Consider the following 25,386-nt stretch of genomic DNA (forward strand, 5'->3'; position numbering starts at 1 on the left):
TTGTTATTTTTTAGTCTTAATTATATGAAACTTAAATTAAATAATTTTTTTAATTTTTTTGTGAGCTGCGTCACAATAATGCTACCATGCTCAACCATATTCCCTAACCCCGAGAGAACCTATGACGAAGAAATTACTTACACTTGTCTTTTTGTGTGCCTGTTTTGCGGTCAATGCCGCGCCGGGTCTGGACGGAGATGTCACGTTAACGACCAATACTACGGTGAATGAATATGCCCGGGTGACCAGTATCGTCAACGCCGGTACCATTGTGGTTACCGTTGACGACATCAATAATCTTGATGACAGTCAAGGCATTTACACCAACACTGATTTGTCACCGGGCGATCGCATTATGCTCTATCAAGCACAAGGGGCCAGTTACGCCAGTGCCGGAAATAATACAAACACTTATGGTGATTTTAATTTAAACAGTGCCGGTCGTTATGAAATTCATGAGGTTCTTTCGGTTACCGGCAATGACATTGTGGTTGCTGAACAAGGTAACTTATGTCTGGCCGACCAACTGATTTACAGTTACAGCACCAGCCACACCCAGGTCATTCGTGTACCACAGTTTAATAACTTAATCGTTAACAACGGTGTCACTGTCAGTGCTGCGCCCTGGAATGGCACTATTGGTGGCGTATTGGCCGTTGATGTGGCCGGCACCTTAACCGTAAACGGCTTTATGGATGTTAGCGGACAAGGTTTTCGTGGTGGCGTTATTGATAACGACTCAAGCCCAGCCAGTGAAAGTCGACCGCTCTATTACTATTCATCGCCGAATGATGGGGCTGAAAAAGGTGAAAGTATCTTAGGTTTTCAGACTGAATATGATAACTACGGCGGTCGATATGGCCGTGGCGCTCCGGCCAATGGCGGCGGGGGTGGTAATGGCCACAATGCCGGTGGCGGCGGTGGCGCCAATGGCGGTAATACTACCTGGAATGGCCAGGGTAATCCCGATTTATCCGGCACCAACTGGAACCAGGCCTGGGATATCGATGGTACCTTAACGTCTGCCACGACTTCTTCAGGTGGTGGTCGCGGTGGCTATACTTATGGTAGAGCAAACTTAGACGCATTAACCGTTCCACCGGGTGATCCCAGCTGGAATGGTAATAACCGTCAAGAGTTAGGTGGCTTAGGCGGCCGACCTGTGCCCTTTGATGACACCGGCCGACTATTCTTTGGCGGCGGCGGTGGTGCCGGTGACGGCAATAACAACCAGGCCGGCGGTGGTGGTGCCGGCGGTGGTTTGATTTACATTATCGCCAACAGCATTGATGGTAGTGGCCAGATTTTAGCCAACGGAGCGGATGGTGAAGACACGCAAGGTGGTAGTAATAATGACGCACCCGGCGGCGGTGGCGGTGGTGGCACCGTGGTAATTTCTGCCGCTTCTTTTTCCGGCCCCGGTATTTTTGCTGATGGCGGTGTGGGCGGCGATCAATTAACCATCGGCAATGAAAGCGAAGGCCCCGGTGGCGGTGGCGGCGGTGGCGTCATTGCCTACTCCGGCGGACTGACTACCACATCCGCAGCCGGTGGTGGTAATGGCTCATCAGCTTCGGATTCTGTCACAGAATTCACACCCAATGGTGCAACCATGGGCGGCTCAGGCCTGCCCGCTGAAAGCACCACTGCCGTGGCAGATTTGCCGATATGTACCGCCGGTGCCGATGTCCAGGTGGTTAAAAACCTGACCAGCACAGGCCCCTATATCGCCGGCAGCACTGTGACCTACTCAATTACCGTGACCAACAATGGTTTAAATACAGCCAATAATATTCAAGTCACAGACACACCGACCAACTTAAACATTAACACAGTCAGCAGTGCCAATTGTTCGGCTTTCCCTTGCACCATTCCATTCTTAGTGAATGGGGCATCAGAAGTTATTAATGTCACCGCGACCATTATTGCAACCGGGGCTTTTGATAACAGCACGACAGTAACAGCCAATGAGCCTGATCCCGATCCATCCAATAACACGGATAATACGGGTAACGGTGGTAGTGCAGGTGCTTCAGCTGATGTGGCCGTGACCAAGACTTTGGACACCGCAGGCCCTTACAGCAATGGTCAAAACATTCAGTACACCTTGGTGGTTTCCAACAATGGCCCGGATTCTGCAACCAATGTACAGGTTACCGATACACCGACCAACTTAACCATTAATACGGTGAGCTCAACCAACTGCTCAGCCTTCCCATGCACCATTCCATCATTAGCCAATGGCGGCAGTGAGACCATTACGGTCACCGCCACCATTAACAGTACTGGCGCTTTTGATAATGCCACAGCTGTTACGGCTGATGAGACCGACCCTAACACCGGTAATAATAACGACAACACCGGAAACGGCGGCACCGCAGGTGCTTCTGCTGATGTTGCCGTGACCAAGACTTTGGACACCGCAGGCCCTTACAGCAATGGTCAAAGCATTCAGTACACCTTGGTGGTTTCCAACAATGGCCCGGATACGGCAACCAATGTACAAGTTACCGATACACCGACTAACTTAACCATTAATACGGTGAGCTCAATCAACTGCTCAGCCTTCCCATGCACCATTCCATCGTTAGCCAATGGCGGCAGTGAGACCATTACGGTCACCGCCACTATTAACAGTGCTGGCGCTTTTGATAACAGCACCACAGTAAATGCCAATGAACCAGATCCCGATCCATCCAATAATACGGATAATACGGGCAATGGTGGCACAGCCGGTGCTTCTGCTGATGTGGCCGTGACCAAGACTTTGGACACCGCAGGCCCTTACAGCAATGGTCAAAGCATTCAGTACACCTTGGTGGTTTCCAACAATGGCCCGGATACGGCAACCAATGTACAAGTTACCGATACACCGACTAACTTAACCATTAATATGGTGACCTCAACCAACTGCTCAGCCTTCCCATGCACCATTCCATCGTTAGCCAATGGCGGCAGTGAGACCATTACGGTCACCGCCACCATTAACAGTGCTGGCGCTTTTGATAATGCCACGAATGTATCTGCTGATGAAACCGACCCGGATCCATCGAATAACGATGACAACACCGGCAATGGTGGCACCGCCGGTGTGAGCGCCGATATGGCGATTGTTAAAACATTGCTGACGAGTGGACCATTTAGCCCAGGCCAAAGTATTCAATACTCTCTGGTGGTCAGTAATAATGGTCCGGATACCGCGAACAATGTGGTGGTGACAGATACGCCCACAAACTTAAGTATCACATCGGTCAGTTCAGTCAACTGCAGTGCATTACCATGTACGATTCCTTCCATGGTTAATGGTGGCAGTGAAACCATAACGGTAACCACCACCATCAATGGTCCCGGAAATTTTGACAATGCTGCAGCCGTAACAGCTGATGAAACCGATCCAGTTACTACGAACAACCAAGACAATACCGGCAACGGCGGCTCAGTAACCGCACCGGCACAACCGGTACCCAGCTTGAGTCAATGGGCGATGTTGATATTGGTAAGTCTTATGGCCCTGTTAGGCATACGAAGGCGTTTAGATTAGTTCTCACGAACTATTCTCCATTGACACTAAAAAGCCCGCAGATCGCGGGCTTTTTAGGTTATGACCTGTCAATCACTTATTCACCTGTCCGCCACTTGCTTAAGTTGTGACATAATCTGGCTGTCTCCAAGCCACAATTCATACGCCATAGAAAAATAATTAATGGCCTCTGTTTCTTCGCCTAACTGATAAAACTCAGGCATTTCTTCGGACATTGTTTTGTTAAACGTTAAATACTCGATCACATAAGGATTGGCCTCATGGGCGCGCTCCCACAGTGCCTTAATTTTTTTCTTATCGGCACCAGTGACTATACATAAAAAAATTCACTGAATAGCATAAACGCACTGTCTTCGGGATAAAGCTTGATTAAATCTTTGGCTTTATCCAGCTTTCTTTGTATCAGCAACTAGCTGATTAGATTGTAACGAACGCCCAGATTATCCATTTCGTTCAGTTCTAAAATCAATTCATGCTTTTCAATGGCTTGCTGCTCTGGATGGAGGTGTGCTGCGTGAGCTGGGAGCGGAAGCGTAAGTCCCAAGAACACACCTTATTCAATTTCACGGCTCAACGAGTCGGCTTCTTCAGCCAGTAACTGATAAGCATCCGAACACAAAGGATCTATGGCCAATGCCTATTTTGCCAAGCGTTTTCGTTCAGCTGCAGAATCATTCTCTCAGGCATCGTATATCAATTACTGGGCTTCATGGATGGTCTTTTGATTTATGTTCATCATTTAATCTCCATTACTCTTCACTTAAGCCAAAGCCAAAATCGTGGTCAGCTTCAGCCGCCAGGGCCGTCACTACAATCCAGGCAGCGACATTTTGCGCCATGGATTCAGGGTTAATCTTATCCAGGGTATCATTCGCGGTGTGGTGATAATCGAAGTAAGAGCTGGCATCTTGTTTTAAACCAAACACTGCCATACCGGCGCGCCGCATGGGAATTAAATCAGCTCCGGAACTGCCCTGGTTACCTGCATACTCGATATCCAGTGGTTTTAACAGGGACATCATGGTATCAACGGTCGGCAACGCTGATTCAGCCACACGCGTACCAAGTGCGTAAATTTTATCCGCGCCTAAATCAGATTCACCACCCAGAATATGCTGCTTTAATTCATTTTTATGGGCTTCATGGTAAGCGATGGCACCGGAAATACCGTATTCTTCATTAGCCCAAAGAACCACACGGATGGTGCGCTTTAATGGTCCGATTGTGTCATGGATTAATTTGGCCGCTGCCATGGTAATACCACAACCGGCGGCATCATCCAAAGCCCCGGTACCGAGGTCCCACGAATCGAGATGACAACCAATGACAATGTACTCATCCGGCTTTTCAGAACCCAACATATCGCCGATCACATTCTGTGAGGTGTAATCCCCGTCCCAATGGGACGTCAGTTTTAATTGTAAGGTCACCGGTTTATTGCGCTTGAGCATATTTACCAGTAAGTCTGCATCCGGATTGGAAATGGCACCCGCCGGCACCGAAGGAATGTCTTTATCATAACGTGCGCCGCCGGTATGCGGTGTGCGGTTATTGTCGGTACCGATGGATCTGATAATGGCTGCCACACCACCTTTTGCGGCGGTGACCTGGGCGGTTAAACCACGTCCGGCCACGGCTTTACCGTAACCTGATCCGTCCTGACTGCGCACCATGCGTTCACTGATAAAGGTGATTTTACCGGCGACCTCTGACTTATCAGCCGCTTGTAAATCTGCCAAAGTGGCAAAATGAACCACTTCAGCCGTGATCCCTTCATCCGGCGTGGGATGGGTACGACCCAATGCCGTTATGGCCAGATTGTGTGGAAATGGACTGAGTATTCGGGCCGTTTCCTGACCACGGGTCCAGCGTTTAAGCGGTACAGGTTCTGTCATCACCCGATCAAAACCCAATTCTTTAAACTTCGCCTGAGCCCAGGCCACCGCTTTGGCATCACCGGGACTACCGGCCAGACGGGCGCCGACTTCAGTGGTGAGTGATTCGGTAATCTCATAGGCCAACTGACTATCAAGCGCCTGGTCTCTTAACACTTTTAACTGCTGTAAAAAAGCAGGATTAAATTGATCCGACTCGGCCATGACATTGAGTGACATGATTAGGCTTATCAATAATATTTTTTTCATCTTAACACTCTCTACAAAAAAGCCCGAATCAAGTTCGGGCTTTGTGATTATTTATAACCTCGCAGAAGTTATTTTATTTTACTTTCATCGCCGGCTTTGACAATCGATATTTTTTCCGGAACAATGTGCTTTTTAAAGGCGGCATTGACTTCTTCCACCGTTAAATCACGAATCTTTTGCTCCAGATTTTTCTGCCATTGCATGGTCCGTTCCAGATCTATATTACTCTGTAAAGTACCAGCCAATCGAGCGTCTTTGGCCCGATCTAACACATTGTTTTCCAGCACCGCTTTTTTGGCATCAGCCAGTTCTTCAGCGGTAAAGCCTTCATTGATGGCTTTTTGCAGCTCTTCTTTAAAACCCTGCTCGACTTTTGGCAGGTTTTCAGGGGCACAAATTGCATAAGCCACAAAAGTCCCCACCGGGTCAAAGCTTCCGGCTCTAAAATTAGAACCGGCACCGTAACTTAAACCGTCTTGCTGACGCAAACGATTGGCTAATCGGCTGCTGATAAAGCCGCCACCCAACATTTGATTGGCCATTAACATCGCCGGATAATCGGGATGTTCATCGCTCATTGGTAAGGCCATCATGGCACCAAATGCCGCACCGGCTTTATCCGGGGTATTGATGAATTGATTAATGGCTTCCACCTCAACATATTCATTTTCTATTCGATCATAGGGGTTTTGACTTTGCCAATTACCAAAGACATCATTCAATGCCGCCATCACAGGGGCCTCATCAAAATCACCCACCACCACAATTTCACCGGCTTGCGCACCGTAATTGTCAGCATGAAATTGCTTTAAATCATCCACAGTCACTGCTTCAATGGCAGCAATCTCATCATCAATCGGCATTTGATAATTTGGGTTCGATGGTTCGTATGGGAACACATGCCGGCTTAAAGTCCGGAAGACTTGCGTTTGCGGTTGTTGTTTTTGTTGCTCTAAGCCCACAATGCGCTCGCGCTTAAGAACCTGTAACTCATCGTCGGCAAAGGTCGGTTTATGAAACACTTCTTTCAATAACTCAATGACTTTGGGTAAATTTTCTTTGGTGGTGGTGACCCGTGCGGTGGCACCGGTGGCACCGCCGTATACACTGACTGAGGCTTTGAGTTCATCAAAAGCCGTTTGAAGTTCCTGACGACTGTAATTTTCAGTACCCCGATCTAACATATCGGCAGTTAACCCACCAACCACACCTTGATTGCGCAGATCTTCTAAATTACCGATGTCTAAGCGCACCCGTAAAACCACCGATTCACCCCGGGTTTTTTTCGGCAACAACACCACCGGTGTACCTTGTTCAAGTTGTCTTTTTTCCGTGCGGGCATCGATGTTGTCAAAGGACGGATCAAAATCTTCACCCATGGCGACCGCTTCACGGCCTTCATAATCTCTCACCATGGCGCTGATTTCTTCCTGAGAGTAACGTTTAATGGAATCTGCCCGCACCGGATCCTGGGTTGGAATAAACCGGCCTAACGAACGGTTCGATTGAATCAAATAGGATTCCGCGGCTTTTTGTACCTGTGCCTGATCAACCGCCTCCAGACGATCGCGGTTTAAAAACATCAGACGCCAGTCACCCATACCAACCCATTCACTTAAGTTCAGGGCAATCCGCTCGGATGAATTAAACGATAATTCAAATTGTTTAATCAAAGCAGCCTTGGCTTGATTAACCTCTTCTTCGGTAATTGGACTATCTGCCACCCCTTCTATGGTCGCAATCATGGCCTCTTCAGCAGCACTGAGGTCTTTGTCTTTGGCCACTTGTGCCATGAAGTTAACCACACCGGGCTCGGCCCATTGAAAAGCGAAACCAAATGTACTGGCTGCCAGTTCTTTTTTCACTAAATTCTCATGTAAACGCCCGCTACTGGAATCCGCCATAATATAGGTCAGCACTTCCACCGCAGGAAACATGGGGTCAGAACCGGCCGGCACTTTATAGGCAGTGGCCACCACCTGAACATCACCCGGACGACGTACACTCACCACCCGCTCACCGTCCTGAATATTCTCTTCGGTATAAAGCGGGGTTAATTCACGCTTGGGCTTTTTCAGTTTACCAAAGTACTTTTTAATCAGTTCTAAAGTCTTTTCTTCATCAATTTTACCCGCCACAATCAAAGTGGCGTTGTCCGGTTGATAATATTTTTTGTAGAATGCCTGTAGATTACTGATATCGACATTTTCCAGATCGCTGCGGGCTCCGATGGTGCTTTTGCCGTAATTATGCCAGTCATAAGACACCGACAACAAGCGCTCAATGAGAACCCGAATCGGACTGTTTTCACCATTTTCGAGCTCATTGCGAACCACCGTCATTTCACTGTCCAGATCCTCTTTGGCGATAAACGAATTCACCATCCGATCGGCCTCTAAATCCAAAGCCCATTTGAGGTTATCTTCGGTGGCATTAAAGGTTTCGAAGTAATTGGTGCGATCGGTCCAGGTGGTGCCATTGGGCTCGGCCCCTCGATCGGTCAGCTCTTTGGGAATATTGGGGTGATTCGGTGTACCTTTAAACACCAGATGCTCCAACAAATGTGCCATGCCGGTTTCACCGTAATTTTCATGCTTGGAACCCACATGATAGGTGATATTTACCGTGATGGTTTCCTGGGTCGGATCGGGAAACAGTAAAATCTGCAAACCATTGTCCATTTGATACTCGGTGATACCTTCCACCGACGTGACTTTCTCAATCCCTTTGGGTAACTTGGCCTGGACACTGGTGACCACAGTCAAAAGCGCCACACACATCATTAACAGTGTTCTGTGTAACATGAATTATCCTCTCATAAAATCAAACCCATGTAAAATACACCAATCCCCGTCAATTTGAAATAAAAATCCCAGAACAATCCGCAAAATAGGCCAAAAGTCACAGGGAATTCATTACCCAAAAAGACCTTTGCCAATGATGCATAACGCAAAGGTCTTTTAATCAATAAATTATTGAATTTGACCCGGTAAAGACAAATCACCGGAAGCCACGTCAAACACATCGACCACACACAGTAAGGGGGCATGGGCGCTTTCATTGACTCGCAGGCCCGATGTCACCCCATCAAAAGCCACACCAATTAATTCTTTGGCGTTATTAAAGGGCACCCGGACACTGACTTGGTTTTGATTAATCACCGGTGAGTAGCCCGGGCTGTCAATTAAAATGGGCAAACCGGGCCAAGTAATCGGTAGTTTCGGGGTGCTGCCGGCAGGAATGTCTTTGACTTTTAAAGCCCCTTCACCGCAGGCATCATCCGGTACCAGCACCACCCAATGGGAATGCCATACGGTTCCATCGTTACCCAAGTTGCCATCACCATTCTCATCGAACAAGGGGGTGTCATCAAAATCCGGATGTGAGGTGATGGCCATGGATAAAATACCCTGATCGGCTTCGAATCCGACCACATCACTGTTAATCTTGGTCGGCCACACATAAGAAAAAACATCGCTGCCTTCTAACTTACCGGTCGGTGTGGGTTTTGTTTTTCCTGCCTGGTCACTGACCTGCATCACAAAGTTGAGCCAGCGATCGCTGGCTTCAATTTTGGCATGCACGATATCAAAAGCCGCCAGTTTTGCGTTACCCTTAACCGCTTTAATCGCCTGATTATTCTCGCTTTGCTTGGCCTGATCACCGTGGGCATAGACCGTGCTGATCAGGCCCATGGTCATGGCCAACAACACCGCTGCGGTGAATGGGATTAATTTAAATTGTTTTGTTTTCATAATCGTCTCCTGTGGAACCAACAGATTGCAGGTTCATATAAAATTTAATTGTTTAATAGGGTGCCGGGCAGCCTTCCATTTGCAAGATGAAATACCCATGGTTTTTAATGTGATGCGCCACTTCGGGGTTGGCCGCCTCCGAATGGCAAAAGTTACAATGGGACTGCTTTAAACCGGCGGAAGATTCACCGATTGATAACAACCACTGTTGCCCATACGCCAGGGCTTGTTGCGCCGATGTGCCTGATTCAACAAACACATCAAAGTGCATTAATCGGCCCTGGTTTGAGGTCGCAAAGGAATCGTAAACATCAATCTTCATGATCACCCCCTGTCACTGTAATGGAGATGGCCGGCGAGGCAATCGCAGGTTGATGGATTCTGTGATAAGGATCCGCCAACACCAATTGCAACTGATACCTGCCCGGCGCCAGGGATAACATGGTTTCAGTCTGGCCGCCACCAAAATGAAGGTGGCTGTCATCTGCGGGTACCACCTGACCAGCCATATCAGCGGTTAAGGTCTGATTGATAAATAAGTGGTGATGACCGACCTGTTTAAAGACTGTCGGATCAACCCCTGCCGGGGCCACCCCCATACCTTTTAGACCAAACACCACCGGAAAAGGGCTGCTCACTTCAGCGCCATCTTGTAAATGCACAAAATACACCTGAGCCTTGCCAACCTCACTCACTTCTGCCAGGGCAGCCGATGCGGTTAACCCTAAGATTGTCATCATTGTGATACTGTTCATGATTAAATCCGGTAATGGCCGCTATGCGGCTTGAATCAGTTGCACGTGGGGAAAGTCAACCGGTACGGCCAGGGCCACATTGGTGTAATTGGTAAATATATTTAACGCCACATGCGCCACCAATTCCGCCACTTCGGCATCACTGAAACCGGCTTGTTTGACTTGAGCCACGTCCTGCTCAGAAAGCTGTGCCCGTTGTTTGACTATTTTTGCGGCAAAATCAAGGGCTGCCTGAGTTCTGGCATCATCAGAACGGCCCGCCTGAGCGGCTTTTATTTGATCCGATGACAATCCGGCATTCTGACCCAGCAGCGTGTGTGCCGCTAAACAATATTCACATCGATTCACGTTGGCAATAAAGACCGCCACTTGCTCACCCAATTGGCTGTTAATCTGACCTTTGCCCAGGGCCACGAAGGATGTCCACATACTTTCTAAAGCCGCTGATGATTGACCAATGGCTTTAAACATATTTGGGACTGTGCCGAAAGCACCTTGAATTTGCTGGAATGTTTGACTGTGCTCACCGGTGGTGGTGGACGGTTCGATTAAAGGAATATAGCTCATCATTTTTCTCCAATTAAAAAAGTTTAATAAATTATAGTTTAGTATCTAAACTATATGCCCAGTATACATAAAATATTTACCTTGTCAATAAAGTTTAGTTACGATACTATATACACATGCTGAATAATATTGAAATCTGGCTGGAACGCCTGTCATCATTGTATATAAGCCAAATGCGCCAGGCGGCCAGTGAACAAGGCGTTCAGTTGGTCAATCTGGAAATATTGCAATATTTATCCATTTGCAATGATTATTCCAATACCGCGCAAGCCATCAGTGACTATTTAGGTCAAACCAAAGGCAGTATTTCCCAAACCCTGAAGATCATGGAACAATCGGGCCACATTGAACGCAGACCCTGTACAAAAGACAAACGTGTCATACGCCTTTTTCTGACGAAAAAAGGCCAGGAATGTTTACAGAAGATGACGCAAAAAATGGTGCAGATTCCAGACGATGATCCGGAGTTGGTTGACGGTATTAAAAAGGTATTAAAAGCATGGCAGCTTAACCATCACAACAGTGGTTTCGGTCAATGTCTGAGTTGCAAATACCACCAAAAGGCGACCAATCAAAAATTTAAATGCGGACTCACCGGCGAATACCTACCGCACCAGGATAAGTTCAAGATATGTCGTGAGCACGAATTTGAGGGTTCGACTAAATCAAGCGATTAACTCAAGGCAGTCTTTTTTTCCGGGTAGGCTTCAATCCGTAAACCAGTAAAATAATGCCACTGATGGTAAACAACAAAGCACTCAAGGCTGTCAGGTAAAGCAGTGGATGATTAAAATCCGTGCGCTCATCATAATCCATGATATGTAACATCCAGACAAAATCAAATAAACGCCAGCGATCAGTACGAACCGCCACAATCTCCCCTGTATCTGCAGAAATATAAATAGTGGGATTCTCATCACCCAATAATTTGACCTGCCACAAAGGTGCGTCCCGCCCCCGGGCTTCAGCGGGCAATTGGCTTAAATGGCGGATGACTTTAATATCGTAATGCGGCAACACACGATGGGCGATGATTTTTCGAACCTGTTGTTCATCAATGGCCGGTAAGGCTTGTAAGGTATCGGCATAAAAGCGCAGAACTTCATGAGGCGTTGTCACCTCAATAATGGATTGACCTAACCATAACTTTGTCTGCACAGATTTGATGGGTGTACTGATGTTCGCTGACAAAGCCTGTAAGGTTTCCGGCTGAAAAGACACGGCTTTACGGTCAGTAGTCTGCAGTATATGGTCACCGTGAATCTCTTCAATCGGCATAAAACTCATTAAAAAGCCGCTCAAAAACCACAAAAGAATTTGTATCGCTAACAGCAAACCCATCCATTTGTGAACTTTTCGCGTTATTATTCGCAATCGCATAGCCATAGGTTTTTATTATATCCAATCTTTAGGTGCCCAAATGGCATAAAGTAACAGCACAGCCAGGAATAACGACAACAATGCATAAAGTTTTAAATGCCTTTTGACACAGGGAATCACATATTGTGCAAATTGTTGATGCTATTGCCAGGGCAACACAATCAGCAACAAACTGGTGATCACAATAAGCCAACCAAATACCTGAAAAAACCAGGTGTAATTTATCACTGAAGCAAAATGAATTAAGGAAAACCCCACCACCAAGCGTATCGCCTGTTCAATCAAATGTGCTTTTTTAGTCGCTGCAAATAAATCAAAAAAATGCTGAATCGGTACAGGACGTATGAAACACAGAATTCCCATCACCATTAAAAATAGAGCAAACAGATAAACAATCAAACCTGAGAAAAATATCATTGAGAATGATTGCCCAAAAGAAAGAAGACTCTCAGGTGTTTATCACTGCGGCAAAAACAGCACTTCACCAACCATCACTGAGTTGTTGTTTTTATTGTTGATGGATTTAATGGTGTCGATACTGGTGCCGTTGCGGCTGGCGATGGCGCTGAGTGTATCACCGGACTGAACCACATGTTTTTTGGCTTTAGACTGCGTGGCAATCCAGGTTCTGGGCGGTGGACTTTGATAGAAGTAATTTTGAATACCGGATGTGATTTGGGTGGTTAATTTATCGATATGGGCCGGACTTTTGAGGTTTTTTTCATCATCGGGATTACTGATATAACCGGTTTCAATGAGCATGGATGGCACATCCGGAGATTTCAGCACGATAAAGGCTGCCTGACCAAAGCCGCGGCCATGTAATTTCACTTTGTTTTTTAGGGCACTGTATACCGCTTGGCCTGCTTTATGACTTTCTTCCATGGCTGCATTTTGAGATAAATCATAAAGCACTTGTGACAGCATATCGCGTTTGTCTTCAATTTTTACCCCACCAATGGAGTCAGCCTGATTTTCAGAATCGGCCAGCCATTTAGCGGCTTCGGAACTGGCACCGCGCTGGGATAAGACATAGACACTGGCGCCATTGACCTCGGAACTGTGAAACGCATCGGCATGGATTGAGACGAATAAATCAGCACGGTGATCACGGGCTTTTTTAAAACGATCTCGCAACTTAATGTAATAATCCCCATCACGAATCACCATGGCTTTCATGCCCTTTTGGGCATTGATTTTTTTCTCAAGCGCTCTGGCTATTTTGAGGGTAACTTCTTTTTCATAGGTTCCTGAAGCACCAATGGCACCGGGGTCTTCACCGCCGTGCCCCGCATCAATGGCAATCAGCACATCGCGGTTTTCAGACACAATCTGTTCGATGGTTTTGTGTGGTTGTTCCTGTTGGTGATTTAAATCAACCACAAGGCGGTGGCCGTATTTACCGGTGGGCTTGAGCAGAAAACTTTTGGGTTTAAAATCCTTATTTAAATCCAACACCAGACGAACCCGCTCTTTATTTTCGCTGTAACGGATGCCTTTGATATCACGGTTTTTGGGTAAATCTAAATTGCTTTTTAATCGCCCGGCGTCCACATCAATCACCACCCGTGGCGGATTATCCAGTTGAAATAATTTATAGTCAGCCTGGGCACTGAGGTCAAAAACAGCCCGGGTATGATCCGGACCGCTCCACACGCGCACACTTTCAATATCCGCTGTTTTCGCTGTGGCTTGTGAGGCCACTAAAAACGCAGTTATGCAGAATACCCGTTGTAAAATTGACTTCTTCACCATGATTTCACCCAATAATCGACTAAAGTTTAATCATAAAATCAGGTAACTTCAAGTGGTTTCTGACTAAAATCAATCAGATAGCTTGATTAGCTTATGTAATTGTTAAGGTCCTGTTGCCCCCTGCCCAATCAAAGTTCAAATGCCAATTTGCTTTGGGCAACACACCGTCGCCCTTGGACGGCCATTCAATCAGTACGATATGGTGACCATTGAGAATCCACTCAATATCAATAAAATAGAGTTCTTCAGGGTCACTGAGACGGTATAAATCCATATGAATAAAAGATTTATCCGCAATCCGGTAGTGATTGTATAAGGCATAGGTGGGGCTTTTGACCGGCTCCGTGACGCCGGCGGCCTGTAATAACAATTGGGTAAAGGTGGTTTTACCAGCCCCTAAATCACCGCTTAAAAATACCACGTCACCGACCTTTAGCGCATTCAAAAATTGCCGGCTTAGCTGCTTCAAATCAGCCAATTGGTCAATATCATAATTTCCCTGAATCATAATTACATACTGAGACCTCTGCATAAGTCGTGAATTAAGTAAAAATGTCTGAAATCCTGAATTTCTGCGTTAGAAAACTGAGCAATAGCCTTGCTATTACTTGCGTTTCCTGCCTTGAACTTCAGAATTTCAATCATTTTTTCAATAACCCAGACTTATACAGAGGTCTCATACTAACATTGCAGTGTTAAAACTATACGACGTTGATGCGCTCGATCTCGATGTTCACACAAATACACCGCTTGCCAGACACCTAAGTTCAACCGGCCATTGGTTATCGGAAGGGTGAGCTGGCAGCCCATTAAAGACGACTTGATGTGTGCCGGCATATCATCACTGCCTTCATAATTGTGCTGATAGGGAAAATCACGCGGCACCAAATGCTCTTCAAAGGCTTTAAAATCTTCGCGCACCGTGGGATCGGCATTTTCGTTGATGGTTAATCCGGCCGAGGAGTGTTTTAAAAAAACATGCAGTAAACCCACATCATCATGCGTTAATAAGGGTTTTATGGCAGAATTAATTTGGTCAGTAATTAGGTAATAACCCCGGCCGGGGGTGTCTATAGACAGTGTTGTTTGTTTCATAATTGCTAAGATATCAGTTATATTAAAACTTCCGGTAAGTGGCGAATTAAATCGCTTGCGGTTAAGCAACGACCTAAAGCGCAATGGTCTGCAGTCAAGGCATGCCAGACCACCGCCATCTGCGCGGATTGCAGCGCTGAAAAACCTTGCGCCATTAAACCACCAATCATACCGGCGAGGACATCGCCGGTGCCGGCAGTGGCTAAATCAGCCGAGCCATAGGGGCAAATAAAATTTTCTTCGCCATCACTGATGATGGTGCCGGACCCTTTTAAAACCACCACACATTGATAACGTTTGGCCAAGGTCTCAACGGCTTTGATTCGGTCAGCCTGAATGTCTTTAACAGCGCAATTTAACAAACGTGCGGCTTCTTTCGGGTGCGGTGTCATCACGGCAATTGAATCAGCGGCCTCATCACAATCTGCGAGTAAATTCAAACCATCGGCATCCAATACGGTGGGTATATTGGCGGTCATCAATTGCTGCCACAAAGCTTTTGACCACTGCGAGGAGCCCAATCCCATGCCCAAAATCAGGACATCGGCAGGTGGAATATGTATCTGATGTTCGCTGCCGGTAAAACCCAAGGCCATAAGCTCAGGTCGATGTACCGGTACCCACGGCGCCTGCTCTTGGGTGGTGATAAGCTGTATTAGACCGGCCCCTGAAACCAGGGCCGCAGTCCCACAGAGTAAAACCGCTCCGAGCATGCCATGTTGACCGCCGGCAACCAATAGCCGGCCGTAACTGCCTTTATGGCTGTTGTGCTTTCGTGCTTGCTTTAAAAGATTCAGCATGGCTTGCTTCAACACATAAGCCGACGGATCGATGTCAGCATATACACGTTCAGGAACCGCCAATCTGTCCAATATTAATTCACCACAATAATCCCGACCATCGGCGGTGATATGACCGGGCATCATATTTAAAATTGCCACGGTTTTATCTGCCTGTACTGTCGGTATATACGCCACACCGGTGTCACCGACTAAACCACTGGGAATATCCACCGACAATACTTTGGCCTGACACTGATTTATATATTCGATGGCATCTTGATAAAGTCCGCCCGGGGCGCGACTTAAACCGGTGCCGAATAGGGCATCCACCACCACGTCGAACTGATCGGGCTCAGCAGGTGCGGCATAAACCACTTCGCCCTGATAATCTTCAGCCGCTTTGGCGGCATCACCGCTCAAAGTCGCTGGTTTTTGCAAAGCCCAGACCAGCACCTTTTTATGGTCCTGGCGTGCCAGTTCCGCCAGCACCCAGCCATCACCACCATTGTTCCCCGGACCGGTGACCACCAACAGGGTTTCACAATCCGGCAAATGACGATAAACCGCCAGAGCCGCCCGCTGCATCAACTGATAAGAATCAATCTGTAAATAATCAGCGGCAGCGGCATCAATTGGCTTGGTCTGTTGACTGCGGTACAATGGCTGCATTGTTATTGAATTGATTAAAACCAAGATTTTACCAGTGAACACGCCCCAACAACAAATGGACTACAGCCAATTAAAAAGCGACATCGATCAATGGGCGCAAGAAATCGGTTTTTCTCAGGTGGGCGTCAGTGACATTGATTTAACTGAAGCCGGTGAACATTTGAATCGCTGGCTGGCCAAAGGCTTCCATGCAGATATGGATTATATGCACAAACACGGTGAAAAGCGCTACCACCCGGAACAACTGGTTTCCGGTACGGTACGTATTATTTCGGCTCGCTTAAACTACATGGACACCGACGTTAAACCCTATCAACAAGCCCTCAAAGAAACCCAAAAAGCCGCCGTGTCACGCTATGCCCTGGGCCGTGATTACCATAAGCTGATGCGTAATAAACTCAAAAAGCTGGCACAAAGAATCGAAAACGAAGTGGGTGAATTGGGGTATCGGGTGTTTTCAGATTCAGCCCCGGTAATGGAAAAAGCCATCGCTGAAAAAGCCGGGCTTGGTTGGATTGGTAAACACAGCAATGTGATTAACCCGAAAGCCGGATCCTATTTTTTCCTGGGCGAAATTTATACCGATATACCATTACCGACGGATGAAGCCCACGATTTTCATTGTGGTAGTTGTACGGCTTGCATACCCGCCTGCCCTACCGGCGCCATTGTGGCACCGTTTCAAATCGATGCCGGTCGGTGTATTTCTTATCTCACCATCGAAAACCAAGGTGCCATTCCAGAGCACCTGCGTAGCGCCATCGGTAACCGGATATACGGCTGTGATGACTGCCAGATGGTGTGCCCGTGGAATAAATTCACCCAAAAATCCCAAGAATCGGATTTTTCACCACGACAACAATTAGACGACATTGAGCTGCTGGAATTATTTGCCTGGACTGAAGATGAGTTCCTAAAGAAAACCGAAGGCTCACCAATCAGACGTATCGGCTATGCGTCCTGGCAACGCAATTTAGCCGTGGCCTTGGGTAACGCGGTAACCGAACCGGCCATTGTTGAGGCTTTGACCAATAAGCGCGACAGTGTCTCGGACATGGTTAAAGAACACATCGAATGGGCCCTTAAACAGCACGCTCAATGATTGTTGCTCAATGCGCCTGTTCTTGGTGAATTTATATTCCGGTTTTGTCAGAAATTAAATTGACTCAAATCCTTGCCGGCGAAGGCCGGCATCCAGTGTCTGTGAGAAAAAACCAAAACAAAAAATCAACATCATTTAAGTTGAAGACCATGTTTTCTTATTCAATCAATGCCTGCAGACCCTTGTAATCAATCGGTCCCATGTGTTTTTTATGCCGCATGCCTTCAGGTGTATACACGATGGTGGTTGGCAAGCCCAATCCACCTTCAGCGGCAAATGCCGGCGGGTCATAAATATCCATCGTTAATAAAGGATAATTGACGTTAAAATCAGCGGCAAAATTCTGCAACTTTTCGACCGGGGCATCTTCGTAAGCAATGCCCAGAATTTGCACATTGTCATGTTCATTTTGAAAACGCACCAACTCAGGTATTTCATCCCGGCAAGGCGCACACCAGGTGGCCCAGTAATTTAAAATCAGCCATTGTCCCCGGTAATCAGCCGCTTGTACCTGTTCACCGGAGAGATTGTTTAAGGTAAAGTTCAAAGGGCCTGACTTGCCGTCCTGAACTAAGTCTGAAGCGGCTTCGTTCGCAACATTTTCCTGTGGTTCAGTGGGTTGTTGTTTGCTTTGTACATTTTGCGTGGTACTTTGGTCATTTTCGGGCGATTGACAAGCGCTTAAAAAAACCACCGCCAGCGCAAGGGAGATTATTTTCATTGTTCGGTTTGCTCCAGAATTGAATCCATCGATTGAGACAGGAGATTATCCTTAGGTTTCCAGAATTCATCAAGGATTGATTGAAATTCCGCAAAATAGGCATCCGCTTCCAACGGAATTTTATAATTTCCTTTTTTATAAAATTCGCGACCCGATAGTCGGCTTAAATCTTTTTGTAGTAAATACTCGCCTTCATTATCGAGGCTGATAAAGTGCTCATCCTGCAACCAGCACAATTGGGCGGACAATTCATTATCCGGCACAAAAGACAGTTGGTCTGCCATGGTCTGATAATTCAGAGTCTCGCCTTTTATATGGGCCTGACGCAACATTTTTAAAATCGCCAACAACAGAACAAAGCGCTGTTCGGTGCGGTATTGACGGGTTCGCACCCGCCATTTTGAACTGGATAACGTCGCAGTCATGGTGCCGCCCAGGAGAATAATATTCCAGGACACATAGAGCCAAATTAAAAACAGCGGCACAGTGGCTAAAGCGCCATACACTTTTTCATAGGTGGGGATTTTTGTTACATAGAAGGTAAACGCCAGTTTAGCCAGTTCAAATAAAATGGCCGCAAAAACCGCCCCGGCCAGGGCATGCCGCCATTTAATTTTGGTGTTGGGCACCACCAGATAAATCAGAAAAAAACCAACGGTCGAAGCCAATACCGGCATCACTTTTAACAAAAAGGTCTTGGCACCGGCAAAAGCTGAATACTGCAAAACACTGGATGACATGGCAATCCCGCCACCCACCAGCAAAGGCCCCATGGTCAACACCGCCCAGTACATGAGCACTTTTTTCATAAACCGACCGGATGGTTTGGTGGCAAAAATACGGTTGAGGGCTTTTTCCATGGTTTGCATCAACAACAAGGAGGTTACAAACACCGCCAAAAACATGGTCACGGTTAAGCTTCTGACTTTTTCAACGAAACCCAGGATATGGGTTTGCAGAATTTCACCGCTTGTGGGCACAAAGTTCTGAAAAATAAAATCCTGTAACATCTCAGAAGCGTCTTCAAACAAAGGCATCGCCGAAAAAACGGTAACCAGTACCGCCATCAAAGGCACCAAGGCCAACAACGAGGTATAAGCCAGTGATCCGGCCGCCAACGCCACCTCATCCTGGATATAGCGCCTGAAAAGCTCCTGAATAAAATATTTAGAATTATCGCGTAAACGTTGGTAGTCAGCCATGAGTTCTGTCTATTTTTAAAGTTTATCTTATCACATCTTTGGCCTTTTATATCGACGTCGCTATTCATGGCGCAGAAATTAATTTTGTGTTATATTAATTGAGTCATGGGTGGTTTTATCAACCCACTGTGTGGGGTAAACAGGGGATAATTATGAAAAATAGACACGCTCAATTAATTCTCTTGGGTTTTATACTGGTTTTGGCAAGCTGTGGTCAAAGTCCACCTAAACTCACCCACTTTGCCGCCATCAATGAGCGTTTTGAAACCGTTTTTAAAACGCAGGATTCAAAGCAGTTAAAAACCATCAGCCAGTTATTTCATGATCGTCATGAAGCCAACAATGCGGCGGCTGAATTTGAATATTTGTTGGATTTAACCACCCGGGATGGCGCTGAACGCTGGCGCTGCAGTCCCAATGGTTATTGCCAAAGAAGAACCGCCGGCACAGAGATGCAAGTCACCATATATAGACTGGAGAGATACCGCGAGTTGTATGATCTGATTAATTTAACCGCTCATTAATTCTTGTAACGCCACACCGGGTTGTGGCTGGCGCATTAAAGACTCACCCACCAAAAAGCAATGAATGCCGACCGCTTGTAGGCGCGTGATATCCTCATGATGGCCAATACCGCTTTCACTCACAACCAAACGCCCTTCATCCATGTGTTTCACTAAGCGCTCACTGGTGGCAATGTCCGTTTCAAAGGTCTTTAAATTCCTGTTATTGATGCCGATTAACTGTGTCGGGGTTTTCAAAGCCCGTTGCAATTCTTCTTCATCGTGCACTTCCATCAACACATCCATCTCCAAATCCTGTGCCAATAATGTCATATGCATTAAGTCCGCATCACTTAAACAGGCCACAATCAGTAAAATACAATCGGCACCGAGGGCTTTGGACTGGTAAATCTGCCAGGGATCAATGATAAAATCTTTACGTAAAACCGGCAAATCCGTGGCTTGTTTCGCCACCATTAAATAATCATCATGACCTTGAAAATAAGGTGTATCGGTTAACACCGACAAACAGGCAGCGCCACCTTGTTGATAATTCAAAGCAATGGTTTTGGGATCAAAATCTTCACGAATAACCCCCTTTGATGGTGAGGCTTTTTTAACTTCTGCAATGACAGCAGGTTTGTTTTCTTTGATTTTATCCTGTAAGGCACGAATAAAATATCGGCGCGGTACAAACTGTTCATTCGCTTTAAAGGCCTGAATTTGATCCTCCAGATCCTTCACGCTAACAGTTGCCTTTAAGGCCGTCACTTCCGACGATTTACTGCGCATAATTTCAGCCAATCGATCAGCCATGTTGACGCTCCATTTGTTGGCTTAATTCAGCCAGTTGTTGCCACACGGTCCAGGCTTTACCGGAATTCAAAATATTTTGCGCTTGTTTGACGCCTTCGACCATGCTGCTGACTTGCCCGGCCACATAAATCGCAGCGCCCGCATTCAACGCCAATATGTCTGCTGCAGGTCCGGGCTTTCCTGACAAGGCATTGCGAATCAAATGTAAACTTTCCGAAGCACTGTTAACAACCAGAGGTGTCATGTCCTGTTGCGCAATACCAAAATCCTCAGGTTGTACACTGTATTCAGTGACCACGCCATTTTTCAGCTCACACAAATAGGTGGGCGCTGACAATGAAATCTCATCCATGCCATCATGGGAATGGACAAACAGCACATGCTCAGAACCCACATTGTGCATCACCTCGGCCGCCAGTCGCATCCAGTCTTTGGAAAAAATCCCAATCACCTGGCGTTTGGTGCCTGCCGGATTAGTCAGGGGGCCCAGTAAATTAAACAGCGTCCGCACGCCTAACTCTTTGCGTGGCAGTACCGCATGTCGGGTGGCACCATGGTGGGCCGGCGCAAATAAAAAGCCGATGTTTAGGGTTTCAATACACCTCGCGACCTGTTGTGGGGTCAAATCCAAATACATGCCGCCGGCTTCCAGGACATCCGCTGAGCCGGTGGTTGACGACACCGACCGGTTACCGTGTTTGGCCACAGGACAACCGGCCGCCGCCGCAATAAATGCGGTACCGGTGGACACATTAAACACACCTTTACCGTCACCGCCGGTGCCGCAGGTATCGATGATATCGGTACAATCACAATTAACCCGGGTGGCCCTTTGACGCATGACATTCACCGCCTCGGTGATTTGTGGTGCCGTTTCACCGCGAATTTTCATCGCCATCAGCCAGCCACCAATCTGAGCCGGGGTGGCCTCGCCATCCATAATCTGGTTCATCACATCGGTGACCATACCCTCGGGCATGGCATGACCATCACCCAACAGGTCCAAAGCGTCTTGTATTGCGGTTTTTGACATAAAATATTTTTACTGATTTTGATTAATGAAATTTTTAAGCATCTGATGGCCGTGCTCAGTAAGTATACTTTCAGGGTGAAACTGGACACCGCTGATGGCGTATTCTCTGTGACGAAATCCCATGATTTCCTCCAAACTGCCATCGGGATTTTCAGTCCAGGCCGTGACCTCCAGACAATCGGGCAGACTGTCTTGCGCCACCACCAGAGAATGATATCTTGTGGCGTTAAAAGGATTATCCAGCCCCTTAAAAACATCACTGTTATGATGATGAATTTTTGAGATTTTACCGTGCATAATGGTTTTCGCCCGCACCACTTCACCACCAAATACCTGACCGATACTCTGATGCCCAAGACATACACCCAGTAATGGAATATTTCCCTGACAAGCGCGAATCATATCCATAGAAATGCCCGCCTTATCCGGATCACAAGGCCCCGGCGAAATCACCACATGATCAGGCTTTAAAGCCAGCGCCTTATCCACGGTAATTTCGTCATTGCGATAAACTTCCACCTGCTGGCCCAGCTCACCGAAATACTGCACCAGGTTATAGGTGAACGAATCATAGTTATCGATCATTAACAGCATCGCTTAATCCAACAAAAAAACAAGCATTGTACCGAAAAAAAACCACCACTGACATAAACTGACATTAAAACCCGTCAGATGCCTGCGCCACCGCTTTAATCACCGCACGGGCTTTGTTCATAATTTCCTGCCATTCATTTTCGGGTACGCTGTCGGCGACGATGCCGGCACCGGCCTGGATGTGCAGTTGCTGATCTTTAATCACGGCGGTACGGATGGCGATGGCCATGTCCATATCATCGTGCCAGCCCCAATAACCAACCGCACCGGCATAGACATTGCGTTTAACTTTTTCCAGTTCGGCAATAATTTCCATGGCGCGGACTTTAGCGGCACCGGACAAAGTGCCTGCAGGGAACACGGCTTTAATAATGTCGGCATTGCTTAAGCCATTCTTGAGTTGAGCCCGGACTTCCGACACGATATGCATGACATGAGAGTAATGTTCAATCACCATTTTATCTTTAAGTTCTACCGTACCAATTTCAGCAATCCGCCCCAGATCATTGCGACCCAAATCAATCAGCATCAGATGCTCGGCCAGTTCTTTCGGGTCATTCAACAATTCAGCTTCTAACGTCTTGTCTTCTGCTTCATCTTTACCGCGCGGTCGGGTCCCGGCAATGGGTCGTAAGGTGACTTCATTGTCAATCCGCCTCACCAGAACTTCAGGTGATGAGCCCACCACTTGATAATCACCAAAATCCATAAAGTACATATAAGGACTTGGGTTTGAAGCGCGTAAAGCCCGATAGACGTCCAGGGGCCGGGCCTTAAACTCAGTGGTAATACGTTGTGATAACACCACCTGCATAATATCGCCGGCTTCGATGTACGCCTTACATTGTTTCACCGCCCGGCTGAATTCATCTTCGCTAAAGCCGGTTTTAAAATCGGTGGTATCGATACTGTCGGGATTGATCATTTCCGCATAGCCGGTGCTGCCTGAGCGCAATCGATGCACCAGTTCTTCCAAGCGTTTGCGACCGCGTGCATAGGCATGTTCATGGCTTGGATTCACATGCTCAATCAGCCACACTTTACCGGCCAGATTATCAAAAACAGCCACGGATTCGGCCAGCATCATATGAATATCCGGTATGTCCAAAGTATCCGGTGGCGCCAATCCGGCCAGTTTCGGTTCGATATGCTCAATGGTTTCATAGCCCATATAACCCACCAGTCCGCCGGAAAAGCCGGGCAATTCATCAATATCAGGTACTTTATAACGATTTTTAATGGCTTCCACCGTGGTCAGCATATCTTCAGTCTGATAACTGTCCACCATTTCATTGTAATTAAACTCTCGCACCTCACGACCGGAAATATGAAAACGCATATCAGCGGACAAGCCAATAATCGAGTAGCGCCCCCAACGGGCACCGCCTTCCACTGATTCCAGTAAAAAAGTATGCGGACCATTGGCGAGCTTCAGCCATGCGCTTAACGGCGTGTCCAAATCTGCTGACACGCAGCGATACAGTGGAATGCGGTTGTAACCGGCTTGGGCGTAGTTGTTAAATTGCTCAGCTGATAGCATGAATGTAAAGCATTTAAAAAGGCTTAGTTTACCGTGATTCAATCACGGGTCAACGGTCTTAGTGAATTTATCATTTTGATTTTAATTCATAGTCGTATTCACCGCCCTGTTCTAAGGCCCTTTGATACGCCGGCCGGGCTTGAAAACGCTTCACCCAGGCTGTGATATGGGGGTAATTATCTGCCAGTTTTTGTTGCTGCGATAAGGCGGCCGACAGGGGAAAGGACATTTGAATATCCGCCGCACTGATGTCATTACCTAAAAACCATTTTTTATCGCTTAAATGCTGCTCGATAAAATCAAAATGGGTTTTAATGTTTGGGTGGACAAAACTGCTCAACACTTTATCCGCAATACCTTTGGCGATGGGCCGGATAAAAAACGGCATGGGTGCGGTTTTAACTTTATCAAACACCAGCTGCATCAACAGTGGCGGCATCACACTGCCTTCGGCATAATGCAGCCAGAACTGACAATCGGTATAAGCGCCACTATTACGTCGTGGCAACCAGTCCTTGCCGTATTTTCGGCACAAATAATCGATAATACAGCCCGATTCCGCCAGCATCCTGCCTTTATCTTCTAATACCGGCGATTTGCCCAGGGGATGCACTTGTTTTAATTCCGGCGGTGCCAGCTGGGTCTTTTCATCGCGCGCATAATGCTTAATTTCATACTCTAAATCAAGCTCCTCCAGTAACCATAAAATACGCTGCGATCGGGAGTTTTCCAGGTGGTGTAAAGTAATCATTCCGGTGTCCAAAAAAGTATCCATTTTAGCATAAGGTCTGGCCATATATATCTGCAGACAATTAATATGATTGTTAGAGAGCACCTTAATAATATTGGTTATTTTGTCTATTTTGATTAAAATAGACACATTGAACTTTATCAAAAACACCATGGAAAACACCATAACAGCCACGCAAGCCAAACAAGAATTTGGCGAACTTATTCTCCGTTCTCAAAAATCACCAGTCCAAGTCACCAAAAACGGCAAACCTGTTGCCGTCATTTTGTCGGACACAGACTATCAGCAGATGAAAAAACAAAACTTACGGGCCGCATTGATTGAAGGTGAATTAAGTGGTGATGCCGGTGAACTTGATATCCAAGCCATCAAAGAAAAAGCAAGAAAACAAATGGCTGATGCACAGGATTCATAAACAACACCAGGCCGAGCAGGATTTAATCGATATTTGGATATATTCTTGTGGAAACTGGGGTGCGATTCAAGCAGATAATTATTTAGATGAAGCCTTTAAAAATATTGCGGAAAACCCCGAGATTGGCGTTAATATTAATTACATACGTCCCGGTTATCTTAAGTATTCCGTTAAAGAGCATATCATCTTCTATAGAATTCAAAAATCAACCATTCATATTGTGCGTGTATTAGGCAATGAGATGGATTATATCCAACATTTGTAAA

General features: G+C 46.7%; 26 protein-coding genes. 6 read left to right on the top strand and 20 right to left on the bottom strand.

Features of this window, described 5'->3' with window-relative positions:
- The first annotated feature begins 121 nt into the window (after positions 1-121).
- Entirely contained in the window at positions 122-3,541 is a 3,420-nt protein-coding gene (locus IEV16_RS07135; RefSeq protein WP_188365001.1) for an IPTL-CTERM sorting domain-containing protein, read from the top strand.
- A gap of 80 nt (positions 3,542-3,621) precedes the next feature.
- Here IEV16_RS07135 and IEV16_RS13500 read toward each other — a convergent pair whose 3' ends face one another.
- The 7 genes from IEV16_RS13500 to IEV16_RS07165 form a co-directional block, all read right to left on the bottom strand.
- The gene (locus IEV16_RS13500; protein ID WP_268234409.1) at positions 3,622-3,756 is read right to left on the bottom strand and encodes a hypothetical protein; all 135 of its coding nucleotides are present in this window, start codon (positions 3,754-3,756) and stop codon (positions 3,622-3,624) included.
- Positions 3,757-4,290: 534 nt separating this feature from the next.
- A complete protein-coding gene (locus tag IEV16_RS07140) occupies positions 4,291-5,685 on the bottom strand; it encodes a M28 family peptidase (RefSeq protein ID WP_188365002.1) in 1,395 nt (464 codons plus the stop codon).
- A gap of 68 nt (positions 5,686-5,753) precedes the next feature.
- Positions 5,754-8,489, bottom strand: a complete 2,736-nt coding sequence (locus tag IEV16_RS07145; RefSeq protein ID WP_188365003.1) for a M16 family metallopeptidase — start codon at positions 8,487-8,489, stop codon at positions 5,754-5,756.
- Positions 8,490-8,657: 168 nt separating this feature from the next.
- Positions 8,658-9,440 carry a hypothetical protein gene (locus IEV16_RS07150; protein WP_188365004.1) on the bottom strand — a complete coding sequence of 261 codons (783 nt, stop codon included), beginning with the start codon at positions 9,438-9,440 and terminating at the stop codon, positions 8,658-8,660.
- Between the two features lie 52 nt (positions 9,441-9,492).
- Positions 9,493-9,762, bottom strand: a complete 270-nt coding sequence (locus IEV16_RS07155; protein ID WP_188365005.1) for a DUF2024 family protein — start codon at positions 9,760-9,762, stop codon at positions 9,493-9,495.
- The gene (locus IEV16_RS07160) at positions 9,752-10,195 is read right to left on the bottom strand and encodes a DUF4399 domain-containing protein (RefSeq protein ID WP_188365006.1); all 444 of its coding nucleotides are present in this window, start codon (positions 10,193-10,195) and stop codon (positions 9,752-9,754) included. The genes IEV16_RS07155 and IEV16_RS07160 overlap by 11 nt, the downstream gene beginning before the upstream one ends.
- 21 nt (positions 10,196-10,216) lie before the next feature.
- Positions 10,217-10,765 carry a carboxymuconolactone decarboxylase family protein gene (locus IEV16_RS07165; RefSeq protein ID WP_229728285.1) on the bottom strand — a complete coding sequence of 183 codons (549 nt, stop codon included), beginning with the start codon at positions 10,763-10,765 and terminating at the stop codon, positions 10,217-10,219.
- 113 nt (positions 10,766-10,878) lie between these two features.
- Between IEV16_RS07165 and IEV16_RS07170 the strand changes: the two genes are divergently transcribed.
- Positions 10,879-11,439: a MarR family winged helix-turn-helix transcriptional regulator gene (locus IEV16_RS07170; RefSeq protein WP_188365007.1), complete on the top strand. Its 561-nt coding sequence runs from the start codon at positions 10,879-10,881 to the stop codon at positions 11,437-11,439.
- Position 11,440: 1 nt separating this feature from the next.
- On the opposite strand, the gene IEV16_RS07175 is transcribed toward IEV16_RS07170, so the two are convergent.
- The 6 genes from IEV16_RS07175 to IEV16_RS07200 all read right to left on the bottom strand — a co-directional run bounded on the left by IEV16_RS07175 (position 11,441) and on the right by IEV16_RS07200 (position 16,443).
- Positions 11,441-12,148, bottom strand: coding sequence for a PepSY domain-containing protein (locus IEV16_RS07175; RefSeq protein ID WP_308611071.1), 708 nt, complete (start codon positions 12,146-12,148; stop codon positions 11,441-11,443).
- A 135-nt stretch (positions 12,149-12,283) separates the two neighbouring features.
- The gene (locus tag IEV16_RS07180; RefSeq protein ID WP_188365009.1) at positions 12,284-12,559 is read right to left on the bottom strand and encodes a hypothetical protein; all 276 of its coding nucleotides are present in this window, start codon (positions 12,557-12,559) and stop codon (positions 12,284-12,286) included.
- Between the two features lie 42 nt (positions 12,560-12,601).
- A complete protein-coding gene (locus IEV16_RS07185; protein WP_188365010.1) occupies positions 12,602-13,897 on the bottom strand; it encodes an N-acetylmuramoyl-L-alanine amidase in 1,296 nt (431 codons plus the stop codon).
- Positions 13,898-13,988: 91 nt separating this feature from the next.
- Entirely contained in the window at positions 13,989-14,405 is a 417-nt protein-coding gene (gene tsaE / locus IEV16_RS07190; RefSeq protein ID WP_188365011.1) for a tRNA (adenosine(37)-N6)-threonylcarbamoyltransferase complex ATPase subunit type 1 TsaE, read from the bottom strand.
- Positions 14,406-14,578: 173 nt separating this feature from the next.
- Positions 14,579-14,992 carry a secondary thiamine-phosphate synthase enzyme YjbQ gene (locus tag IEV16_RS07195; RefSeq protein WP_188365012.1) on the bottom strand — a complete coding sequence of 138 codons (414 nt, stop codon included), beginning with the start codon at positions 14,990-14,992 and terminating at the stop codon, positions 14,579-14,581.
- A 17-nt stretch (positions 14,993-15,009) separates the two neighbouring features.
- On the bottom strand, positions 15,010-16,443 hold the full coding sequence (locus IEV16_RS07200) for an NAD(P)H-hydrate dehydratase (RefSeq protein ID WP_188365013.1): 1,434 nt from the start codon (positions 16,441-16,443) through the stop codon (positions 15,010-15,012).
- A gap of 34 nt (positions 16,444-16,477) precedes the next feature.
- On the opposite strand from IEV16_RS07200, the gene queG reads away from it, so the two are divergent.
- Complete coding sequence (gene queG, locus IEV16_RS07205) at positions 16,478-17,545, top strand: tRNA epoxyqueuosine(34) reductase QueG (RefSeq protein ID WP_308611073.1); 1,068 nt, start codon at positions 16,478-16,480, stop codon at positions 17,543-17,545.
- Between the two features lie 157 nt (positions 17,546-17,702).
- On the opposite strand, the gene IEV16_RS07210 is transcribed toward queG, so the two are convergent.
- Together IEV16_RS07210 and IEV16_RS07215 are read right to left on the bottom strand one after the other, a co-directional pair.
- Positions 17,703-18,266, bottom strand: coding sequence for a TlpA family protein disulfide reductase (locus IEV16_RS07210; RefSeq protein WP_188365014.1), 564 nt, complete (start codon positions 18,264-18,266; stop codon positions 17,703-17,705).
- The gene (locus IEV16_RS07215; protein ID WP_188365015.1) at positions 18,263-19,468 is read right to left on the bottom strand and encodes a YihY family inner membrane protein; all 1,206 of its coding nucleotides are present in this window, start codon (positions 19,466-19,468) and stop codon (positions 18,263-18,265) included. Before IEV16_RS07215 ends, IEV16_RS07210 begins: the two co-directional genes overlap by 4 nt.
- Before the next feature lie 152 nt (positions 19,469-19,620).
- Between IEV16_RS07215 and IEV16_RS07220 the strand changes: the two genes are divergently transcribed.
- Positions 19,621-19,992, top strand: coding sequence for a hypothetical protein (locus tag IEV16_RS07220; RefSeq protein WP_188365016.1), 372 nt, complete (start codon positions 19,621-19,623; stop codon positions 19,990-19,992).
- Here the strand turns inward: IEV16_RS07220 and trpC are convergent.
- The 5 genes from trpC to IEV16_RS07245 all read right to left on the bottom strand — a co-directional run bounded on the left by trpC (position 19,978) and on the right by IEV16_RS07245 (position 24,750).
- Positions 19,978-20,787, bottom strand: coding sequence for an indole-3-glycerol phosphate synthase TrpC (gene trpC / locus IEV16_RS07225; RefSeq protein WP_188365017.1), 810 nt, complete (start codon positions 20,785-20,787; stop codon positions 19,978-19,980). The two genes, IEV16_RS07220 and trpC, sit on opposite strands and share 15 nt — an antisense overlap.
- On the bottom strand, positions 20,780-21,820 hold the full coding sequence (gene trpD, locus IEV16_RS07230) for an anthranilate phosphoribosyltransferase (RefSeq protein ID WP_188365018.1): 1,041 nt from the start codon (positions 21,818-21,820) through the stop codon (positions 20,780-20,782). The genes trpC and trpD overlap by 8 nt, the downstream gene beginning before the upstream one ends.
- A gap of 9 nt (positions 21,821-21,829) precedes the next feature.
- A complete protein-coding gene (locus IEV16_RS07235) occupies positions 21,830-22,414 on the bottom strand; it encodes an anthranilate synthase component II (protein ID WP_188365019.1) in 585 nt (194 codons plus the stop codon).
- A 64-nt stretch (positions 22,415-22,478) separates the two neighbouring features.
- On the bottom strand, positions 22,479-23,954 hold the full coding sequence (gene trpE / locus IEV16_RS07240) for an anthranilate synthase component I (protein WP_188365020.1): 1,476 nt from the start codon (positions 23,952-23,954) through the stop codon (positions 22,479-22,481).
- 70 nt (positions 23,955-24,024) lie between these two features.
- On the bottom strand, positions 24,025-24,750 hold the full coding sequence (locus IEV16_RS07245; protein ID WP_308611075.1) for a glutathione S-transferase: 726 nt from the start codon (positions 24,748-24,750) through the stop codon (positions 24,025-24,027).
- A gap of 85 nt (positions 24,751-24,835) precedes the next feature.
- On the opposite strand from IEV16_RS07245, the gene IEV16_RS07250 reads away from it, so the two are divergent.
- Both IEV16_RS07250 and IEV16_RS07255 read left to right on the top strand, forming a co-directional pair.
- Positions 24,836-25,120: a type II toxin-antitoxin system prevent-host-death family antitoxin gene (locus tag IEV16_RS07250; protein ID WP_229728286.1), complete on the top strand. Its 285-nt coding sequence runs from the start codon at positions 24,836-24,838 to the stop codon at positions 25,118-25,120.
- The gene (locus IEV16_RS07255; protein ID WP_188365021.1) at positions 25,104-25,385 is read left to right on the top strand and encodes a type II toxin-antitoxin system RelE/ParE family toxin; all 282 of its coding nucleotides are present in this window, start codon (positions 25,104-25,106) and stop codon (positions 25,383-25,385) included. The genes IEV16_RS07250 and IEV16_RS07255 overlap by 17 nt, the downstream gene beginning before the upstream one ends.
- Position 25,386: the final 1 nt, after the last annotated feature.

It is taken from the genome of Marinicella pacifica, from assembly GCF_014636635.1.
In the GTDB taxonomy this organism is placed as follows: domain Bacteria; phylum Pseudomonadota; class Gammaproteobacteria; order Xanthomonadales; family Marinicellaceae; genus Marinicella; species Marinicella pacifica.